The following is a 16978-nucleotide window of genomic DNA, read 5'->3' as shown; positions in this document are numbered from 1 at the left end:
TTTTTATCCTGTTAGACCCAATGTTGTTAAAAGCATATCAATCATTTTGATGCCAATAAAAGGTACGATTAATCCACTTAACCCATAGATAAGTACATTATTTCGCAGAAGTTGTGCTGCAGGAAGGCGTCGGTATTTAACTCCGTGTAAAGCTAAAGGAATGAGAAGAACAATAATAATCGCATTAAAAATTACTGTGGAAAGCACTGCAGTTTGTGGTGTTGAAAGGTGCATGATATTGAGTATATTCAGTACGGGATATGTAGTCCCAAATGCGGCAGGTAAAATGGCAAAATATTTAGCTATATCATTGGCAAGACTAAAAGTCATCAGTGCTCCACGTGTCATAAGTAGCTGCTTACCTATTTCCACGACTTCAATCAATTTAGTTGGATTTGAATCCAGATCCACCAAGTTACCTGCTTCTTTTGCTGCTTGCGTTCCTGAATTCATTGCAACAGCAACATCCGCTTGTGCAAGCGCAGGTGCATCATTGGTTCCATCACCTGTCATCGCCACTAAATGGCCTTGAGCTTGTAGATCGCGAATTAAATTGAGTTTATCTTCGGGTTTTGCATTGGCAAGAAAATCATCTACGCCTGCTTCACCAGCAATTGAAGCAGCAGTTAGGGGATTATCGCCCGTTACCATGATGGTTTTAATACCCATTTGTCGTAACTGCGCAAAACGCTCCCGAATTCCTCCTTTAATGATATCTTTAAGACGAATGATACCCAACACTTTTGGGCCTTCAGCAACAACCAACGCTGTTCCTCCTTGACGTGAAATAATCTCAACATTGGCTTTCACATTTTCGGGAACGCTACCTCCTAACTGATGGATGTATTCTTCAATTGCTTGAGATGAACCTTTACGAATTTGCCGTGTGCCGAGATTTGCTCCACTCATACGTGTTTGTGCTGTAAAAGGAATAAATGTGGCTTTCAATTGAGCAAGAGCTCTGCCGCGTAATTTATATTTTTTTTTAGCAAGGATAACGATACTTCGACCCTCTGGAGTTTCATCAGCTAAAGAAGCTAATTGAGCCGCATCGGCTAAATCTTTTATATCGACTCCTTCTGCGGGAATAAATTCTGTTGCTTGTCGGTTACCTAAAGTAATTGTACCTGTTTTATCAAGCAATAGAATGTCGATATCTCCTGCAGCTTCAACTGCACGGCCAGATAAAGCAATGACATTAGCTCGAATCATTCGGTCCATGCCAGAAATACCAATTGCGGAAAGTAGCCCGCCAATAGTAGTTGGAGCCAGACAAACAAAGAGGGCGACAAGTACCGTGATTGAAATTACCGAACCTGCTCGAGTTACTGATACACTGTAAATCGAAAAAGAAAGTAAGGTACTGCAAACCACTAAAAATACGATGGTTAAACCAGCAAGTAAAATGGTCAATGCAAGCTCATTAGGTGTTTTTTGTCTTTTTGCCCCTTCCACTAAGGTAATCATTCGATCTAGAAATGTTTCACCCGGATTGGAGGTGATACGAATGATAAGCCAATCAGAGATCACTTGTGTGCCTCCTGTTACTGCACTGCGGTCTCCACCACTTTCACGAATTACCGGCGCACTTTCCCCAGTTATAGCACTTTCATTAACCGAAGCAATCCCTTCAACAACCTCTCCATCACTGGGAATAAAATCACCTGCTTCAACTAGTACCAGATCCCCGGCACGTAAGTGTATTGAGGCAATAATAGTGAATTTTGCACTTTTAGATGCTTTCGCTAATTTTTTAGCCCGAATTTCTCGACGTGCTCGCCGTAACTCTTGAGCCTGGGCTTTACCACGACCTTCCGCCATAGCTTCCGCAAAATTAGCAAACAGCAGTGTAAACCAAAGCCATAAACTAATAGCAAGAATAAAAAGCGTAGGGGCGTCCCCATCTTCTAAGAGTGCTTTTATAAAAAGAACTGTAGTGAGAATTGAGCATACATACACGGTAAACATTACGGGATTTTTTATTTGTACACGAGGTGTTAATTTGAACAATGCATCGAGTAACGCCCCTTTGATAATGCCAAAATCCCAGATAGAGTGTGATTTAGTATCCATATTTCTCCCAAAGCATCAAATGCTCCACAACAGGACCAAGAGCAAGAGCTGGTAAAAAAGACAATGCGCTAAGAAGGATGACAATACAGACTAATAAAGTAATAAAAAGTGGCGTATGAGTTGCTAATGTTCCTAAACTGCTGGGAATCCTTTTTTTCTTAACAAGTGAGCCAGCAATTGCCAGGGCAGGTATAGCGAGCCAATATCGGCTAATTAACATCAGCATGCCACCGACGATATTATAAAAAGAGGTATTGGCATTTAAACCGGCAAAAGCACTGCCATTATTATTTCCCATCGAAGTAAACGCGTAGAGGATTTCTGTAAATCCATGTGCCCCGGGATTGGCTATAGAGCTTATTCCTCTATCTGTTACTGAAGCATAGGCCGTAGTGATGAGTACAATTAAAGGCATAATTAAAACAGAAATGGATGCCATTTTCATTTCATAAGGCTCGATTTTTTTACCCAAATATTCTGGAGTTCTGCCGACCATAAGCCCTGCAACAAATACAGTAAGAATAACGAACATCAACATGCCATATAATCCGGAACCAACTCCACCAAAGCTCACTTCATTTAAATGCATCATCCATAAAGGAACTAAACCACCAAAAGGCGTAAATGAATCAAGCATGGAATTGACTGCACCACCAGAGGCTGCGGTTGTAGCAGTTGCCCACATTGCTGAATTGACGATGCCAAAACGTGTCTCTTTACCCTCCATATTTCCTGCAGGATAAAGTTCAGATAGAGCTGTAGTGTCGATTCCCATTTGCTGAAATGCAGGATTTCCTTTTTGTTCAACTATTGTGTCGAGTATTAAACAGGGAACAAATAAAATGGACATGGCGATTAATATTGCCCATCCTTGTCTTTTATCACGTACCATGACACCAAACGTAAAACAAAAGGCTGCTGGAATGAGTAAGAGCGCCACCATTTCCAGAAAATTGGTTAGTGGAGTAGGATTTTCAAATGGATGTGCAGAATTGGTATTAAAAAAACCACCCCCATTAGTACCTAGTTGTTTAATGGCAATTTGTGATGCTGCAGGTCCCATCGGAATGATTTGTTCTGTTACGCTTACAGATGTTGTTTTAAAATGGCCTTGATTATCTAATACAGTTTGGCCTGTTACATCAGTCATAGGTTTCTGGTAAGTAAATGGGTGAGTTAAGTTAATTTTTTGATAGGGTTTGAAATTCTGAATAACACCTTGAGAGCACAAAATAAGTGCAAAAATCAATGACAAAGGCAATAAGATATAGAGTATTCCGCGAACAGTATCTACCCAGAAATTCCCCAGGCTGCTGCTTTCATGTTTTACGAGGCCCCGTATTATTGCAATTAATAAAGACATGCCTGTCGCTGCTGAAATAAAGTTTTGTACTGTCAGGGCAAACATTTGTGTGAAATAACTCATTGTTGCTTCGCCGCTATAAGCCTGCCAATTTGTATTGGTGGCGAAACTTGCAGCGGTATTAAATGCAAGTTCAGGAGAAGGAGAAACAAATTTTTGAGGATTTAGTGGTAGATAGAATTGGATACGTTGCAGGAGATAAACGACCAGTAATCCTGCTAAATTAACGAAAAGCATGCTCGATAAATAGGTTTTCCATCCCATTTCCTCTTGAGTATGAATACCGCAAAGTCTATAGATGAGGTGCTCAAAAGGTTTTAATAAAGTGTTTAAAAAACAAGGGCGGTCTTGATACACTCGTGCCATGTACCAGCCCAACGGTTTTACAAGGAGCAATAAAAAGAACAGATAAAACGCAATTTGTAGGAAACCGGGTTTTGTCATAGGAGTCCATTCCCATTTTTAAATTAAAAATCCGCTGCTTAGAATAATTCGGGTTTGAATAATACAACTAACAAAAAAATTAATAAGCTGAACGCAATTATTCCACAGCTTAAATACAAAATCATGATTCACTCCTTGATAAATAATCATAGAATCTGATTAGCCCTAAAGATAGGCTAAAAAAGAACAGGACAAGAAAAATCAATAAAATATCCATTTGAGTGAACGTCCATTTTGTAAGCATATATTTAATTAATCTGAGTTCAATATAAAATTTTTTATATCGAACTGTCCCGTTTCGAACTGGATCCCGAATAAATGCTGCGCGTTTTACGGGATTACGTTTGTTTAGTTATACAAAAGGCATTTCCATGCCTTTTACGTCGAATTCACGTTAATTATAATACTAATTTAAGTTTAACTATTTGATTATAGTGGTTATATATAAAAAAAACAGTCGGATAGGTAAGGATGATTATATAACTCTGCGTAGCAGCAAATGCACAGGCTATATCTAAGCCATCATTAATTACTCAATTTCAAAGCAGTAAATAAAAAAGGCGTATTATTTTAAATACGCCTTTTTATGGAATCCGGATAGACAGTAAGATTGAGTACAGTCCTGTTTACCAAGGTGGACTCCTCTGGAGTGTTTTAGGCTTCTTAGTACATGCTAAGCTTGCACACCTCACTCTCAATCTGGCTCCCAAAGTAATGATGTTGGCTGAACAATGTGTACTGTCTATGATTCTATGATAGGCCAGTCTGGGTGCTAATGCCACATAATTTTCATGATTTTTTGCAAAGATTTCGTTAAAGTTGGAAAAACAATATACAGCTCATTGAATTGATGAGAAGAATGAGAGGTATACGGATGGAACAATAGTTATTAGACACTATTAATTGTGTAACCTAGGTGCAGAGAAGAAAAACCCGTACTTCGTTTCACCCTGGCTATGAATTTTTAACTCCCTTGATTAACTCTGTCTTTTGATACCGAAGAAGGGGACTCCGATGTAGGGTCTTCTTACAGCGTGACTTCGGGGACTCTTGCCCGTTTGCAGGAAAATTTGAGTATAATAAAGTTTACCTTGTTTATCGCGGGCAATACCTATACCTGTCAGATTATAATTCCCTACAATATTTCTTCTATGCCCCGGACTTTTAACCCATTGGCTGACTACAATTTGAGCTGTTTTGTAGTTGTATGCAACATTCTCGGCTGCCCCCCCGGTATTTTTAATTTGTGAACGCAGTTTAGCTATACGCTTTCCAAAGTCTTGATGACCAAAATGCATGCGATGATTGGCCATATCCAGAGAATGTTGCCTGGCTTGAATTACCATATGATCGTCCATTATAAGCTTAGATAAGCCATGTTTTTGCCTGTAATCGTTTATATAGAATAAAACAGCATTTTGGATGGCAGTATCACTATCAACATGCTTTGCTGCTGAGCCAGCGTAGGCATTGGGTAGTAAGCTAAAAACGATCGAACTTAAAATAATTATTTTAATTTTTAAAGACATAAATATTCTCTTTGTTTGGAAGTAAAAATTGAGTGAAATGGTGACTAAAAAAAGGTCATTTGTCCAGGATTTTTATGTGATAAATGAGCTCAAAATAAACCAATACAGGTCACTTTGGGTTAAAATGCCATGCGATGCATTTTGAGGAGACAACTTAATGGCTTAGATTGGCGATAGCATTCTTTAAATCTTCAACTTCGCCGGAATAATGAAAGTAAATCCGTTTTTTTGAGCAGTCGATGATGCACAGCGGTTCTTGAGGTTGATCACTAAACTGTTTAAATACCCAGAATATCCCTTCATGATGCTGGCTTTCTATTTCCTTTAATAAATCCACCATTCTATCTTTTTCCAAGACGGAATGGGGGCAATTCAAGTCTGATGTGCCATGCGTGATTTTATAGGCATAATGTTGTTCTTTCATGATAATACTCCCTGAAACTCAATAGAGAAGTAGATCCATTTTGATTACATTATAGCCTAATATACTCCATATGAAGCAGTGTGTGTACGCAGTTTGTAAGCATAATAGCACAAAAAATCAGGATGGCTTGGCCAATATAGTAGAAGATGTAAACAGGCTGCTCAATGAGCAGCGATGAATTATAGATTAACCGACAATCCCAAGAGTACCGCATGTAAGGTAGGAATATTAGATAATTGCTCCCTTTTAGAATAGGTATCCAAATGAAAATTTGGTCCGTTACCGCTGAATATTCCTTGATACAGTAGGCTTAGATTGGCTAAAGCAGTGATGGGATAACCAAATCCTGCCTGTACTTCACCTGCTAATTGAGAAATATCATTCAGAGGGACACGATTATCCCGCCAATGTCTGTAGGCAAGCCCTCCTTTTAATTGAGCAAAAAAAGAACTGCTACCCAGGGGGTCACTTTTGCTGGTTATCAATAAATCCAAGGTAGGGGCAAGAGTAGTTTGCATAGGAATCCATTTTTTAAGAGCCTGAAAAGTTTCTCGGGGCATATTCAGTTTTATGTGAGTACCCGTTTGCAGTCCTAATTCCAAGCCCAAAGCAATATTTCCTGCAAGCATCATTTCATTGGCTAGTGCTAATCGTCCTATTGGAACACTTTTGTCTCTGGTTGTTACCTCATAATTGCCTGCGCCAGCGCTTGCAGTAACAGACCATGGCTGATCTTGTGATGTCAGTTTAGGGAAATAATCACCAGCGATTGCATTAAATGATAATAAAATTCCTATTATAATTAATTTCATATGCCATATCCCTAAATGAATTGTTCATAATCTCTTGCATGTTCACAAATAAGGATTTTCAGTTCCATCATTGCAAAAACACCTATGGGAATATTAAACATAAAAAACGGCAGGTACTTCAGTCGCATGTGCTCAGCCCCTATCAATGAACGGCCGTACTTAGTAAATCCAAACGTTCGAGTAACCAGGGGACTGAGCCTATTACATTCAGTCATGATTTAACTGCCATTTTATTAAATGGCGGAGAGAGAGGGATTCGAACCCTCGATACGTTGCCGTATACACACTTTCCAGGCGTGCGCCTTCGACCGCTCGGCCATCTCTCCCAATTTGGGCAAGCTTATACATGTCGGATAATAAAATCAACCCTTGGTCTAAATTTATGATTGATATTGTATATACTATTAATAAATAGACTTTAAAGACTATTAAGATACATTTTTATGATGTCTGCCATTGGGGACAAAACAAATTGTTGTTATGTTCTATTAATAGTAAGGATTGAACCATGTTAGTAAGAACTTTTATTTTCATTTTGAGCCTGATTTTATCAAGTTCTCTTTGGGCTGCTGAAGTGACCTGTTATTACACTTTAGTTAAAGATAATTGTTGGACCGATTATAATGTATCTGTAGATGTAATGGACGCTGTAACTGCTAAAGTTTTAACAACAGTTACTGTACCTGCTAAAAAATCCTGGATCCGTCAGACTTTCCCTTGCACACCCGGTCAGAAATTAATTTATGAAGCTCAGTTTTCCCCAGTTTTTTGGCAAAATGACGTAGGAAAAACTTATATTGCTAAGAATTATTGGTCTTTACCTCACTCAATAAATCCTGGTGATTCAGCTTGGAACGTAACCGTTTGTTTTTCTAGTGATTTCTCACTCGTTCCTCTTCCTCCTAAGGGGTCAGGAAATTGCAGTTGTGATTTTAGTGATATTCCAGCAATACCTCCAAAAAAGATATAAATGGCATTAATTTTTATCTTTGTGTATGATTCTCGTTACAACACCAGCTATTTAGGGTCTATTTAGGAAGATTTTTCCTTATTTTGTTGACGGAGCAACTGATGATTACTCTTAGAAATAAAATTGGTCAAATGTTGGTTATAGGATTTGAGGGCTGTGACCTTCATGACAAGAGTCCTGTAGCTGAATGGCTTTCTACAGATGGATTAGGTGGCGTTTTGTTATTTGATCAAGATGCTTCTACGGGTATATATGGTAAAAATTTAAAAAATCAGGCGCAAATCAAACGATTAACGCATCAACTCAATTACTATTCTGCAGAAATAAATTACAAAAATAATGACTCACCTTTATTAATTGCCATAGATTATGAAGGAGGAGCCATAGATCGATTGTCTCGGGTCGAAGGATGTATGCCGACTATGAGTGCACATAACATGGCACAATTATCGCCAGAGGCTTTGCAGGCTGAGTTAACTCAAATGGCATTTACGTTAAAGTCGTTGGGTTTTAATCTTAATTTTGCCCCAGTTGTTGATTTGTATTTACAAGACGACCAAGGAATTATTGGGGGGTTGCAGCGTAGTTTTTCAGCGAATCATAATGATGTAATTCATTTAGCCAAAAAATTTGTTGATGTCTTTTATCATTATGGTATTGCTTGTTGTTACAAACATTTCCCAGGCCATGGCAGCGCGGTTGGTGATACTCATAAAGGATTTGTCGATGTTACAAAAACGTTTCATAAAGAAGAGTTGATTCCATATTACCAATTAGTACGCGATATTTATAAACCAACTATGATTATGACAGCACATGTGGTGAATAAGCAGTTGGATAATCAGGGGTTACCCGCAACTTTATCTCGTGAAATTTTAACGGGTGTGTTGCGTGAGACTATAGGCTATGATGGAGTAATCATTGCAGATGACTTACAAATGCAGGCAATTACAGATCATTATTCGCTTGAAGATGCTTTATGTCTGACAATCAATGCAGGAGCAGATATGCTAATTTTTGCAAATCAATTGGCAAAAATTACGGCGCCTGAGTTGATTGAGGTCATTGAACGTTTGATTTTTGAGCAAAAAATAGAACGGCAACGTATAGAAGATGCCTATCGCCGGATCATTCGTTTAAAGCAACAAATCAATTGCATTGAATTGGTTGATGAATCGTTTAAAATTTCTTGACGAACCTATTGGATGTGTTAGAATATTTCTCATTGAACATATTTTAATCATAAAAGGTGTAAGGCTTTATAATGCTAACTCACTCGAATCAGACGACTCATCGTTCAACTCTCGCTCACTTTAAACTCCTTTCTTGTTGTTGCTAAACGTAATCTTCAAATTCTTCACTTTTTTTATTTTTAAGGATTACCAATATGTGTGCAGCACATCAACAAAAAAAATTCATTTTCAGCACTCCTTTGATTTACGCTTTAATGATAGGTTTAGGTATTGCCAGCGGGATATCAAATATAGTTGTTTTGAAAGAGACAGGTTTATTGATTTCTGATTTGTTTATTAAGATTTTCAAGTGCATTAGTTTACCCATTATTTCTTTATCGATAATTGTTACCTTGGCGAATTACAAGACTGACGGGTTCATGAAAAAAATTTGGCAGCGAACGATTAAGTATACTTTTTCTACTACAATCGTGGCTGCGGTGATTAGTTGTTTGCTTTATATTTTAATCCAACCCAGCTCGGTTCAGGTTGATCTGGATGCACAAACAGTCAAGTCAGCGAGTAGTTTAGGTTATTTAGGATATTTGGCGAATATTATACCTACCAATTTATTATCTCCTTTTCTTGAACAACAAGTTATGGGTGTATTGTTCTTAAGTATTATTATCGGTATTGCCGTGCGACAAATTCCTGATGAAGAATCTCGTGAAACTATTACGCGTTTTTTCCGTGGTGCGCATGGTATGTTTTTAGTCATGACACGTTGGATTATCACAGTTATTCCATTGGGATTATTTGGCTTTATTACTTCAACAGTTGTTCAGTTGCGCTCAGGTATGGATATTAAAGGCATAGGGGAATATTTACTGATTGTTGTTTTAGCTAATTTAGTTCAAGGTTTTGTGGTATTACCTTTATGGTTAAAAAAGAATAAGATTCAACCTTTTGCAGCAATGCGCTCCATGCTTCCAGCGCTATCAGTAGCGTTTTTTTCCAAGTCTTCAGTAGGGACATTACCTGTCACAATGAATACTATAGAAACGAATTTGCAGGTAAAACCATCGGTAAGTCGTTTTGTTTTACCTTTATGCACCAGTATTAATATGAATGGCTGTGCAGCCTTTATTTTCGCTACGGTGATTTATTTAATGCAGAATCATGGTATGCCCATTACTTATAGCACAATGGTTTTATGGATATTTGTTGCCACTGTAGCTGCTATTGGAAATGCAGGCGTACCCATGGGTTGTTTTTTTCTGAGTATTAGTTTGTTATCCAGTATGAATGTCCCTATTGTGCTTATGGGTGTTATTTTACCTTTCTATGGTTTAATTGATATGTTGGAAACTGCTTTAAATGTTTGGTCTGATGCGTGTGTGACTAAGATCGTGAATGATAAAGCCATTGCTGAAGAACAAGGTGAATTAAAGCCTAGAAAAATATCTGCATTTGAACCTGAGTTGGGTTAGGGATGTCTAATTAATTTATGTAGCCTGGGTAATTCCGCTTCGCTGCACCCAGGCTACGTTATTCATAATTTATGAAGCTACTTTTGAATCATATTCCTCACTGTCAATTTTTCCTGTTCGATTCAAGCAACGGTGATTTTCATAAGCCTCACAGAAATGTCCAAAATATTGTTTCAAGTTCGATACAAATATTTCTTCATTATCCATGAGAAAAATTTTTTCAGGAAGTAATTCAACATAATTTGAATCTCTTAAGACGGCTTTATAAATAGAACTTGCATGTGAAGAAATCCATTTATCCAGGAAAGGAAGTATTTTATCTGGATCAGGAGTAAAGAAATTTTGATAAATATCGCTAAATAACTTATCTTTCATTTCATAATTACTTTTGAAATAGAAACTGCTATGGTCTTTTCTATATTCCGTAAAAGGAGGTCTATTGGGTTTCTTTTTCATTCCTGCAGCAATCTCTAAGGAAATGACAAGGCCTTTTGCAGATTCAATTTTGTATTGTGTTCCTAACAGCTCGGTACCATTGTATTCATTGAGATAGGATTCTAAGTATGTAATCGCTTCATCACTTAAGGGATCAAAATAGCTGTTGATAATGAATTGGGTTGCCAATTTGGTTTCCGGGTTATAATAACAACTAATATAAATTGCATAACTAAATTTCTCATTCACTATATGTTGTACTAAGATTTTATCAATTTGATCATTCACCTCATCGCAAGAAAACTGCTGACCTTCTATATTTTCCTCCATACGAATGATTTGAGTAGGATAGTCAATGCTGCGAGTAAACGACTTATTTTTTTTTAAATTTTCTGTTTCGTTAGAGTATGTGATGACATGGCTATTTTTATTCTCCGGATTTTGTGAAAGGGTTAAAGTAGTAACATCATCATGAGTCTGGCTGAAACTACATAGCGGTATTAAAATGAGGGAAGTAACCAAATAATTAACTTTCATAAAAAACTCCTTTTTGTCAGCCCAGTATTGCGTCCTACAAAAAATCAAAATTTTTTACCGGGTATTTTGAGTATAGATGAGTGAGTGAAAATTACTCTAAATGTTCATTAGACCTCTTTATAAACTCTACTGAGGAGGCGAATTGCTTCGTCGATGCGATGCTCGAATCTTGATGTACTTACGTGTCACACTCCGGTTCTCCACTCCGCTCTCTTCTCCTCTCCTCTCCTCGCACTTCACTACCCTCAGCGAGTTTGGAAAGAGGTCTATTTTTCAGGGTGATTTATATCAGGAATACATGTCAGATTTTTGCTATACTTTTTTGCGCACTTATATACAAATAAGACAAATGTGATATTATTTAAGCGCATTTAAATGGAGATTGGGGTCAGTTCATATCCGTGAATGGGCTTTTCATATATTTTAAATTTTAGGGAATAAAATGAAAAAGATATACGCAATCGTTAGTCCTCCATATACTAAGATAGGTGATGGGTTTACCGATTTAGCTTCTTATGTAGTTTCTCCTTTCCACACAGTAGCATATGAACAGGTCTGTGGTTATTCATTAGGTCATGAGGTTTTGTTTTCTGAAACGATAGAAGATGCTAAAAAGATTTTGGAGGAAAAAATCAAGGGTACAAAATCAGATGCTAAAACTGTAATTCAAAAAGCTATTGTAGAGTTGGATGCAGATGATGAAGGAAAAATCACTGGATTTGGCAAGATTTATACGGTCAATTTCGATAAACGCTTTGAACAAGCCGAAGAGAATTTTTTTAAGGCAGTGCGAGTTCCTAAATGGAGTGAACGTACAATTGATGCTAAAAAAGATGTTACACCAGATGCACTTTCTGAAATGATCATTCAGCATGAACAAAGTAAAAGAACAGTTACCGAAGAAGCGTCAATGTAAAAAAACATTGCAGCTTTATAGCCTGGGTGCAGCGAAGCGAAACCCGGGTTATGTCTTTGCCTACACCCAGGCTACAGATGCTTAATCTAAGTTACGAACTAAATCTTATCAGGTAAAAAGCCCCCGGCTTGCATTTGCCACATACGACTGTAATGGCTTGGTATTTTAATGAGTTCCTCATGTGAACCATCTTCAATAATACGACCTTTTTCAAAAACTAAAATCCGATCCATTTCAGATAAAGTAGAGAGTCGATGTGCAATAACAATAGTCGTTCTATTTTGCATTAACACATGCAAACCATCCTGAATCAATTTTTCAGTGAGTGAATCTAAGGCAGAAGTCGCTTCATCCAGAATTAAAATGGGCGAATTTTTTAACATGGCTCTGGCAATAGCAATCCGTTGTCGTTGTCCTCCCGATAACTTAATTCCTCGTTCACCAACTAAGGCATTATATTTTTCAGGAAGTAGGGAAATGAATTCATGGCAGTGTGCTTTTTTTGATGCTGAAATGATTTCAGCATCCGTTGCATCAATACGGCCATAACGAATATTCTCCATTAAGGTGCGATGAAATAAAGTCACATCCTGAGGAATCATCGCAATGTTTTCGCGCAATGATTCTTGGGTTACATTGCGAATATTTTTTCCATCAATCAAAATTTGTCCCGATTCCACGTCAAACAAACGAAGAATCAGGTTAACAAAAGTGCTTTTTCCAGAGCCAGATAAACCTACAAGACCGATTTTTTGTCCAGGCTCTATCACCACGGATTTATTTTTAAAAAGGTGTGCTCCTTCATCATAATGAAAACTCACATTTTTAAATTCAATACGACCTTGAGTGACGATTAATGGTTGTGCATTGGGTCTATCAGTAATCTCATGTGCCTCTGAAATCAAAGTTAGGGCTTGTCTGCATTTACCTAGTTCTTCTGCAAAAAGTACAAATTGACTTGCCAGATACCATAAATTATAAAAAATGCTGATTGATAATGAGATAATGAAACTAAAATCACCAATTGATACTTGGTTTTTACTGTACATAACAACCAACATATATAAATTGGCAGCAATCAGTACAATGATACTTGCATCCCAAAAAGTACGCATTTTCAAAATAGTCCATTGCATTGTCTGATCTTTATCTGTGGTATCTTGAGCTGTATTTCGAATTAATTGATTTTCGTAGTTAGCTCTGGAAAACAAACGCAAGTTTGTAATATTGCTTATGCTATCAACAATTTTCCCGACCAATGTCGTTTTACTGGTAGCGAACAAATTAGAAAGATCCTGAACTGGCTTGAAATAAACCACTGCAATTCCCAAAAATATAATAGCCCAAATAATTAAAATTAAAGCAAATACAGGATGTATAATCAGCATGCTGATAATTGCAATGATAAGGCCAACAATTTGCGCTGCTGCATCATCGACCGTTGTGAAAATCGCTATGGTGCCTGCAGTCATATCCGAAATTTTATTTGATAAACTTCCTGCAAAATTATTTTGGAAAAAGCGATGTGAATGTTGGTTCAAATAGGCAAACATGTGATTCACCAAATCAAAACGGATGTTGGGGAATAACTTTAATCGGAGCCAATCGGAAAGACGCATATCAATAGCAATCAAAACCCAAAGTGTAATGTATACGATGATGTTAGGTCTTATCGCAGTAAATACAGCTGTCTTATCGCCTGAATATGCAGCAACCTTATCAATAATAAGCTTTAACATATAGGGTGAAAGTGAGTTATTAATTCCCCAATATAAAGCAGTAAATAATAATCCAATAACATACCCTTTATAGGGCTTTATCAGATTGAGGAAAAATTTGCTTAGTGCAATGTCTTTTTTATTCATATTTTTTACTCGGTTTAAGATATGTTAATAATCCATCCTTTATTTCATATTCGTCAGTTACTTCAATAGCACTCAAAAAATCAGAGTCATGAGAAATCACAATCATTGCACCTGGATAAGCTTTGAGTACCTGGATTACATGAGCTCGGGTTTCTCTATCCAGGTTGTTTGTTATTTCATCCAAAATAAGTAGTTTGGGTGTAATTGCTGCGATTTGTGCCAAGGAAAGCCTGGCTTTTTCTCCACCGGATAAGGTTGAAACCAACGCATTTATTTCTTCATTTTTTCGAAATAAAAAATCATTTAAATAGCTTCTAATTTCGGTATAAGATTTCTCTTTTAAGAAACAACCTATAGCTTCCCATACCGTCTTTTCTGATGGCAGATTGTTGTAGTGCTGGTCAAGGTAACCGATCTCATGAACGTGAGGAACGGTCCAGGTTCCTTTTTTTATTACCGATGTATTGCTCAAAATGGCCTTGAGCAAAGTGGATTTACCGGAGCCATTATTTCCATGAATTGCAATCCGTTCGCGTGCTTTTATTGAGAAACTCAATTTCTGCACAACAGGATTATTTTCCTCATAACCGACAGTACCCTCACTGACTGTCACTAAGGTCTGATTGGTTTCTGCTCCATGCACAACAAATTTAGGATGAATGATCTCAGGTAAGTAAAGTGCAGATAAACGTTGAGTTAATTCCTGTTTTTTTTGATTGATTGCACTTTTTTTACGACCCGAGGTCTCTTGGGAGTTTCGTGCTTTGCTTTGCGAAACGATGGTGGGCCACTTCCTCTGCTGAATGTGTTTTTCACCTTGAGTTCTGCTGCTCTTTGCCCGTTCCTGTTCTCTCATCAGATTTGCGTGTATCTGTTTTTTCTGACGTATCAGATCTGCAATTTCACCTTCAATTGCATTGCGTTGAATGTTAATTTCTCGTAAATAATCCTCATAGCATCCTGTAAAGACATGTATTTCACCATGATCGATATGCCAAATTGTATCTACAGTGGATTGTAGTAATTCAATATCATGAGTCACCATTATCAAAGTGTTCCTATAATATGCAAGCATTCTCATCAAAGAGCGACGATTGTTACGATCCAAGTGATTACTCGGTTCATCCAGCATCAAGAGATTAGGATCACATGCTAGTGCTTGAGTTAATAATTTATGAAAACGTTGGCCTCCACTTAATGAATCAAATTCTTCAATAACCTGCGGCACATAACCTATGTTTAATTCGTTAGGAAAAAAAATGTCGCCGTCAGTTGGTTCAAGTATTCCTGCAAGTAATTTAAGTAGGGCGGATTTTCCAGAGCCGTTACGCCCAATAATTGCAATACGACTGCCATAGGAAATTTGGCTGCTAAAGTCCACAAAACATGTTTTATGGGGGAAAGAAAGACAAAGATGGTTCAATTGAATTGGCTTGTGCATCATGTAACTCGCTTAAGTAGTGCAAATGGGCAGTTAGTGTGACTGCGACGTCATTGCCCTGTGCATAGGGCGTACTTAAGAGATTATGTTCATGATGTGTTAAAGCCTCTCTAATGATGTGCTTGTTTGATATTGGGTATAATAGTAACCGACTGCATGATTATCTGTCAACAATCAAGTCAACTAGTCAGGGAAAACGCATACTTTGTTTGTTTATAACCCAAATCGTGTCATCCCCGCGTAGGCGGGGATCCATCTGGCAAACAAAGTGATATACCACGTTGTGGAATGGATTCCCGCCTGCGTGGGAATGACACAATTTGCATGATGAACTGACTTCAAATTGAGTTCAAAAAGGATATGATTTTGCCTTGGTCAACCAGTAAGGAAAGGAGGCTTAGATTATTTCCTCCAGATGAGGAATAAGTTCCTTGCAATGCCTCATTACTCTTTGTTCTTCGGGGGGCAACTGCAAATAATCTCCATATTGCTGAATAAGAAATATTTCCGCATTTTGCGGAATATTAAATTCTTTGGTTTCAAACACAACGCGTTGCAAAGGATATATTTCATCTTTTTTGATTAAATTTCTTCCCACGCAATTATAACCTCGTCCTATATAAGGGCTTTTACTGGTATTTGCTTGATGAATAATTTTTTGCAAACACAACTCAAGCAGAGACTTGGGAAAAAAAGAGGCTATAGCCTTATAAAAGGCAGGATAGTGTCCTATTTTTACTTTACTGTATTTAGTACTTAACAAACGCGAGAGCTTTTTAGCGTAGAATTTAAATCGCTTACGTTGTTTGGGATCTACAGGCATGGTGTCATAGACAAAAACATCAATAAAGATACCTTGAATGTAGGGTTCATTACCTTTTTCGTGTTTTTCAATAAAACGGCTGGCACGATCTCTGATTTTTAAAGGGGTAGCCATATTAAAATAGCCTGGATCGCTATGAATTGTTTGCAACCACATCCAATCTGGAATTTCTGCTGGCGCTACACGTAAAAATTGTTCGTAGCTGGCACGCGGCATGGCAATATCCACATCGTCATCCCAAGGGATAAAACCTTGATGCCGCACAGCCCCTAAAAGAGTCCCCGCATCAAGCCAATAGTCCAAATCATGTTTAAGACAAATCGTGTCCACTACTTCAAGCATGGAAAGCATTTTTAATTGAGCTTGGCGTAACCTACCATCTTGAAACGCTGTGTCCGCTGAATAAGGATTTGGGTTCTTCGCTAATGTCATGAATTATTTTTCTTCCTAAATGACAACAGAGAATATATTAGCAAAATAATTTAGAATCATTAACTATAATGACATAAAAACTTGAATAGACTTCTTCGGAAACTCTACTGCGGAGGAGAATTGCTTCGTTGATGTGGTGCTCGAATCCTTATGTACTTGCGTGTACACTCCGGTTCCGCACTCCGCGTCTCCTTGCACTTCCTCTCTTCAGCGAGTTTCCGAAGAAGTCTAATAAACTATGGTATTTAATTG

14 protein-coding genes, 1 tRNA gene and 1 other RNA gene are annotated in these 16978 nt (G+C 37.6%); 4 read left to right on the top strand and 12 right to left on the bottom strand.

Going from position 1 to position 16978, the window contains the following annotated elements:
* Positions 1–3: 3 nt before the first annotated feature.
* The 8 genes from kdpB to Ltuc_RS10160 form a co-directional block, all read right to left on the bottom strand.
* A complete protein-coding gene (gene kdpB / locus Ltuc_RS10190) occupies positions 4–2073 on the bottom strand; it encodes a potassium-transporting ATPase subunit KdpB (protein WP_058521152.1) in 2070 nt (689 codons plus the stop codon).
* A complete protein-coding gene (gene kdpA / locus Ltuc_RS10185) occupies positions 2063–3880 on the bottom strand; it encodes a potassium-transporting ATPase subunit KdpA (protein WP_058521151.1) in 1818 nt (605 codons plus the stop codon). Before kdpA ends, kdpB begins: the two co-directional genes overlap by 11 nt.
* A gap of 38 nt (positions 3881–3918) precedes the next feature.
* The gene (locus tag Ltuc_RS15895) at positions 3919–4005 is read right to left on the bottom strand and encodes a potassium-transporting ATPase subunit F (protein WP_133138347.1); all 87 of its coding nucleotides are present in this window, start codon (positions 4003–4005) and stop codon (positions 3919–3921) included.
* Between the two features lie 470 nt (positions 4006–4475).
* A non-coding RNA gene (gene ssrS / locus Ltuc_RS14845) (6S RNA) lies at positions 4476–4627 on the bottom strand.
* Between the two features lie 230 nt (positions 4628–4857).
* On the bottom strand, positions 4858–5409 hold the full coding sequence (locus Ltuc_RS10180; protein WP_058521150.1) for a CAP domain-containing protein: 552 nt from the start codon (positions 5407–5409) through the stop codon (positions 4858–4860).
* 154 nt (positions 5410–5563) lie between these two features.
* The gene (locus tag Ltuc_RS10175) at positions 5564–5833 is read right to left on the bottom strand and encodes a hypothetical protein (protein ID WP_058521149.1); all 270 of its coding nucleotides are present in this window, start codon (positions 5831–5833) and stop codon (positions 5564–5566) included.
* A 179-nt stretch (positions 5834–6012) separates the two neighbouring features.
* Entirely contained in the window at positions 6013–6645 is a 633-nt protein-coding gene (locus Ltuc_RS10170; RefSeq protein ID WP_058521148.1) for a hypothetical protein, read from the bottom strand.
* Positions 6646–6883: 238 nt separating this feature from the next.
* Positions 6884–6971: transfer RNA gene (locus Ltuc_RS10160), tRNA-Ser, on the bottom strand.
* A 182-nt stretch (positions 6972–7153) separates the two neighbouring features.
* Here Ltuc_RS10160 and Ltuc_RS10155 point away from each other — a divergent pair.
* The 3 genes from Ltuc_RS10155 (at position 7154) to Ltuc_RS10145 (ending at position 10277) form a co-directional block, all read left to right on the top strand.
* Positions 7154–7615 carry a hypothetical protein gene (locus tag Ltuc_RS10155; RefSeq protein WP_058521146.1) on the top strand — a complete coding sequence of 154 codons (462 nt, stop codon included), beginning with the start codon at positions 7154–7156 and terminating at the stop codon, positions 7613–7615.
* A gap of 101 nt (positions 7616–7716) precedes the next feature.
* Positions 7717–8808, top strand: coding sequence for a glycoside hydrolase family 3 N-terminal domain-containing protein (locus tag Ltuc_RS10150; protein ID WP_058521145.1), 1092 nt, complete (start codon positions 7717–7719; stop codon positions 8806–8808).
* 194 nt (positions 8809–9002) lie between these two features.
* Positions 9003–10277 carry a dicarboxylate/amino acid:cation symporter gene (locus tag Ltuc_RS10145; RefSeq protein ID WP_058521144.1) on the top strand — a complete coding sequence of 425 codons (1275 nt, stop codon included), beginning with the start codon at positions 9003–9005 and terminating at the stop codon, positions 10275–10277.
* Between the two features lie 69 nt (positions 10278–10346).
* On the opposite strand, the gene Ltuc_RS10140 is transcribed toward Ltuc_RS10145, so the two are convergent.
* Positions 10347–11249 carry an Lpg0189 family type II secretion system effector gene (locus Ltuc_RS10140; RefSeq protein ID WP_058521143.1) on the bottom strand — a complete coding sequence of 301 codons (903 nt, stop codon included), beginning with the start codon at positions 11247–11249 and terminating at the stop codon, positions 10347–10349.
* A gap of 442 nt (positions 11250–11691) precedes the next feature.
* Between Ltuc_RS10140 and Ltuc_RS10135 the strand changes: the two genes are divergently transcribed.
* On the top strand, positions 11692–12165 hold the full coding sequence (locus tag Ltuc_RS10135) for a hypothetical protein (RefSeq protein ID WP_058521142.1): 474 nt from the start codon (positions 11692–11694) through the stop codon (positions 12163–12165).
* 98 nt (positions 12166–12263) lie between these two features.
* Here Ltuc_RS10135 and Ltuc_RS10130 read toward each other — a convergent pair whose 3' ends face one another.
* The 3 genes from Ltuc_RS10130 to Ltuc_RS10120 form a co-directional block, all read right to left on the bottom strand.
* Entirely contained in the window at positions 12264–14030 is a 1767-nt protein-coding gene (locus Ltuc_RS10130) for an ABC transporter ATP-binding protein (protein WP_058521141.1), read from the bottom strand.
* On the bottom strand, positions 14023–15474 hold the full coding sequence (locus Ltuc_RS10125) for an ABC-F family ATP-binding cassette domain-containing protein (RefSeq protein ID WP_058521140.1): 1452 nt from the start codon (positions 15472–15474) through the stop codon (positions 14023–14025). Before Ltuc_RS10125 ends, Ltuc_RS10130 begins: the two co-directional genes overlap by 8 nt.
* Before the next feature lie 394 nt (positions 15475–15868).
* Positions 15869–16726 carry a LicD family protein gene (locus Ltuc_RS10120; RefSeq protein ID WP_058521139.1) on the bottom strand — a complete coding sequence of 286 codons (858 nt, stop codon included), beginning with the start codon at positions 16724–16726 and terminating at the stop codon, positions 15869–15871.
* Positions 16727–16978 lie beyond the last annotated feature (252 nt).

Source organism: Legionella tucsonensis (genome assembly GCF_001468035.1).
Lineage (GTDB): Bacteria > Pseudomonadota > Gammaproteobacteria > Legionellales > Legionellaceae > Legionella > Legionella tucsonensis.
The sequence above is the reverse complement of the archived record's forward strand: the minus strand, read 5'-3'. Positions and strand labels throughout refer to the sequence as shown.

What these genes read in the sequence shown, in the direction of transcription:
- Ltuc_RS10135 (WP_058521142.1), top strand. Translation starts at nt 11,692, where the DNA reads ATGAAAAAGATATACGCAATCGTTAGTCCTCCATATACTAAGATAGGT.
- Ltuc_RS15895 (WP_133138347.1), bottom strand. Translation starts at nt 4,005, where the DNA reads ATGATTTTGTATTTAAGCTGTGGAATAATTGCGTTCAGCTTATTAATT.
- Ltuc_RS10140 (WP_058521143.1), bottom strand. Translation starts at nt 11,249, where the DNA reads ATGAAAGTTAATTATTTGGTTACTTCCCTCATTTTAATACCGCTATGT.
- Ltuc_RS10130 (WP_058521141.1), bottom strand. Translation starts at nt 14,030, where the DNA reads ATGAATAAAAAAGACATTGCACTAAGCAAATTTTTCCTCAATCTGATA.
- Ltuc_RS10120 (WP_058521139.1), bottom strand. Translation starts at nt 16,726, where the DNA reads ATGACATTAGCGAAGAACCCAAATCCTTATTCAGCGGACACAGCGTTT.
- Ltuc_RS10145 (WP_058521144.1), top strand. Translation starts at nt 9,003, where the DNA reads ATGTGTGCAGCACATCAACAAAAAAAATTCATTTTCAGCACTCCTTTG.
- Ltuc_RS10155 (WP_058521146.1), top strand. Translation starts at nt 7,154, where the DNA reads ATGTTAGTAAGAACTTTTATTTTCATTTTGAGCCTGATTTTATCAAGT.
- Ltuc_RS10170 (WP_058521148.1), bottom strand. Translation starts at nt 6,645, where the DNA reads ATGAAATTAATTATAATAGGAATTTTATTATCATTTAATGCAATCGCT.
- Ltuc_RS10125 (WP_058521140.1), bottom strand. Translation starts at nt 15,474, where the DNA reads ATGATGCACAAGCCAATTCAATTGAACCATCTTTGTCTTTCTTTCCCC.
- Ltuc_RS10180 (WP_058521150.1), bottom strand. Translation starts at nt 5,409, where the DNA reads ATGTCTTTAAAAATTAAAATAATTATTTTAAGTTCGATCGTTTTTAGC.
- kdpA (WP_058521151.1), bottom strand. Translation starts at nt 3,880, where the DNA reads ATGACAAAACCCGGTTTCCTACAAATTGCGTTTTATCTGTTCTTTTTA.
- Ltuc_RS10150 (WP_058521145.1), top strand. Translation starts at nt 7,717, where the DNA reads ATGATTACTCTTAGAAATAAAATTGGTCAAATGTTGGTTATAGGATTT.
- kdpB (WP_058521152.1), bottom strand. Translation starts at nt 2,073, where the DNA reads ATGGATACTAAATCACACTCTATCTGGGATTTTGGCATTATCAAAGGG.
- Ltuc_RS10175 (WP_058521149.1), bottom strand. Translation starts at nt 5,833, where the DNA reads ATGAAAGAACAACATTATGCCTATAAAATCACGCATGGCACATCAGAC.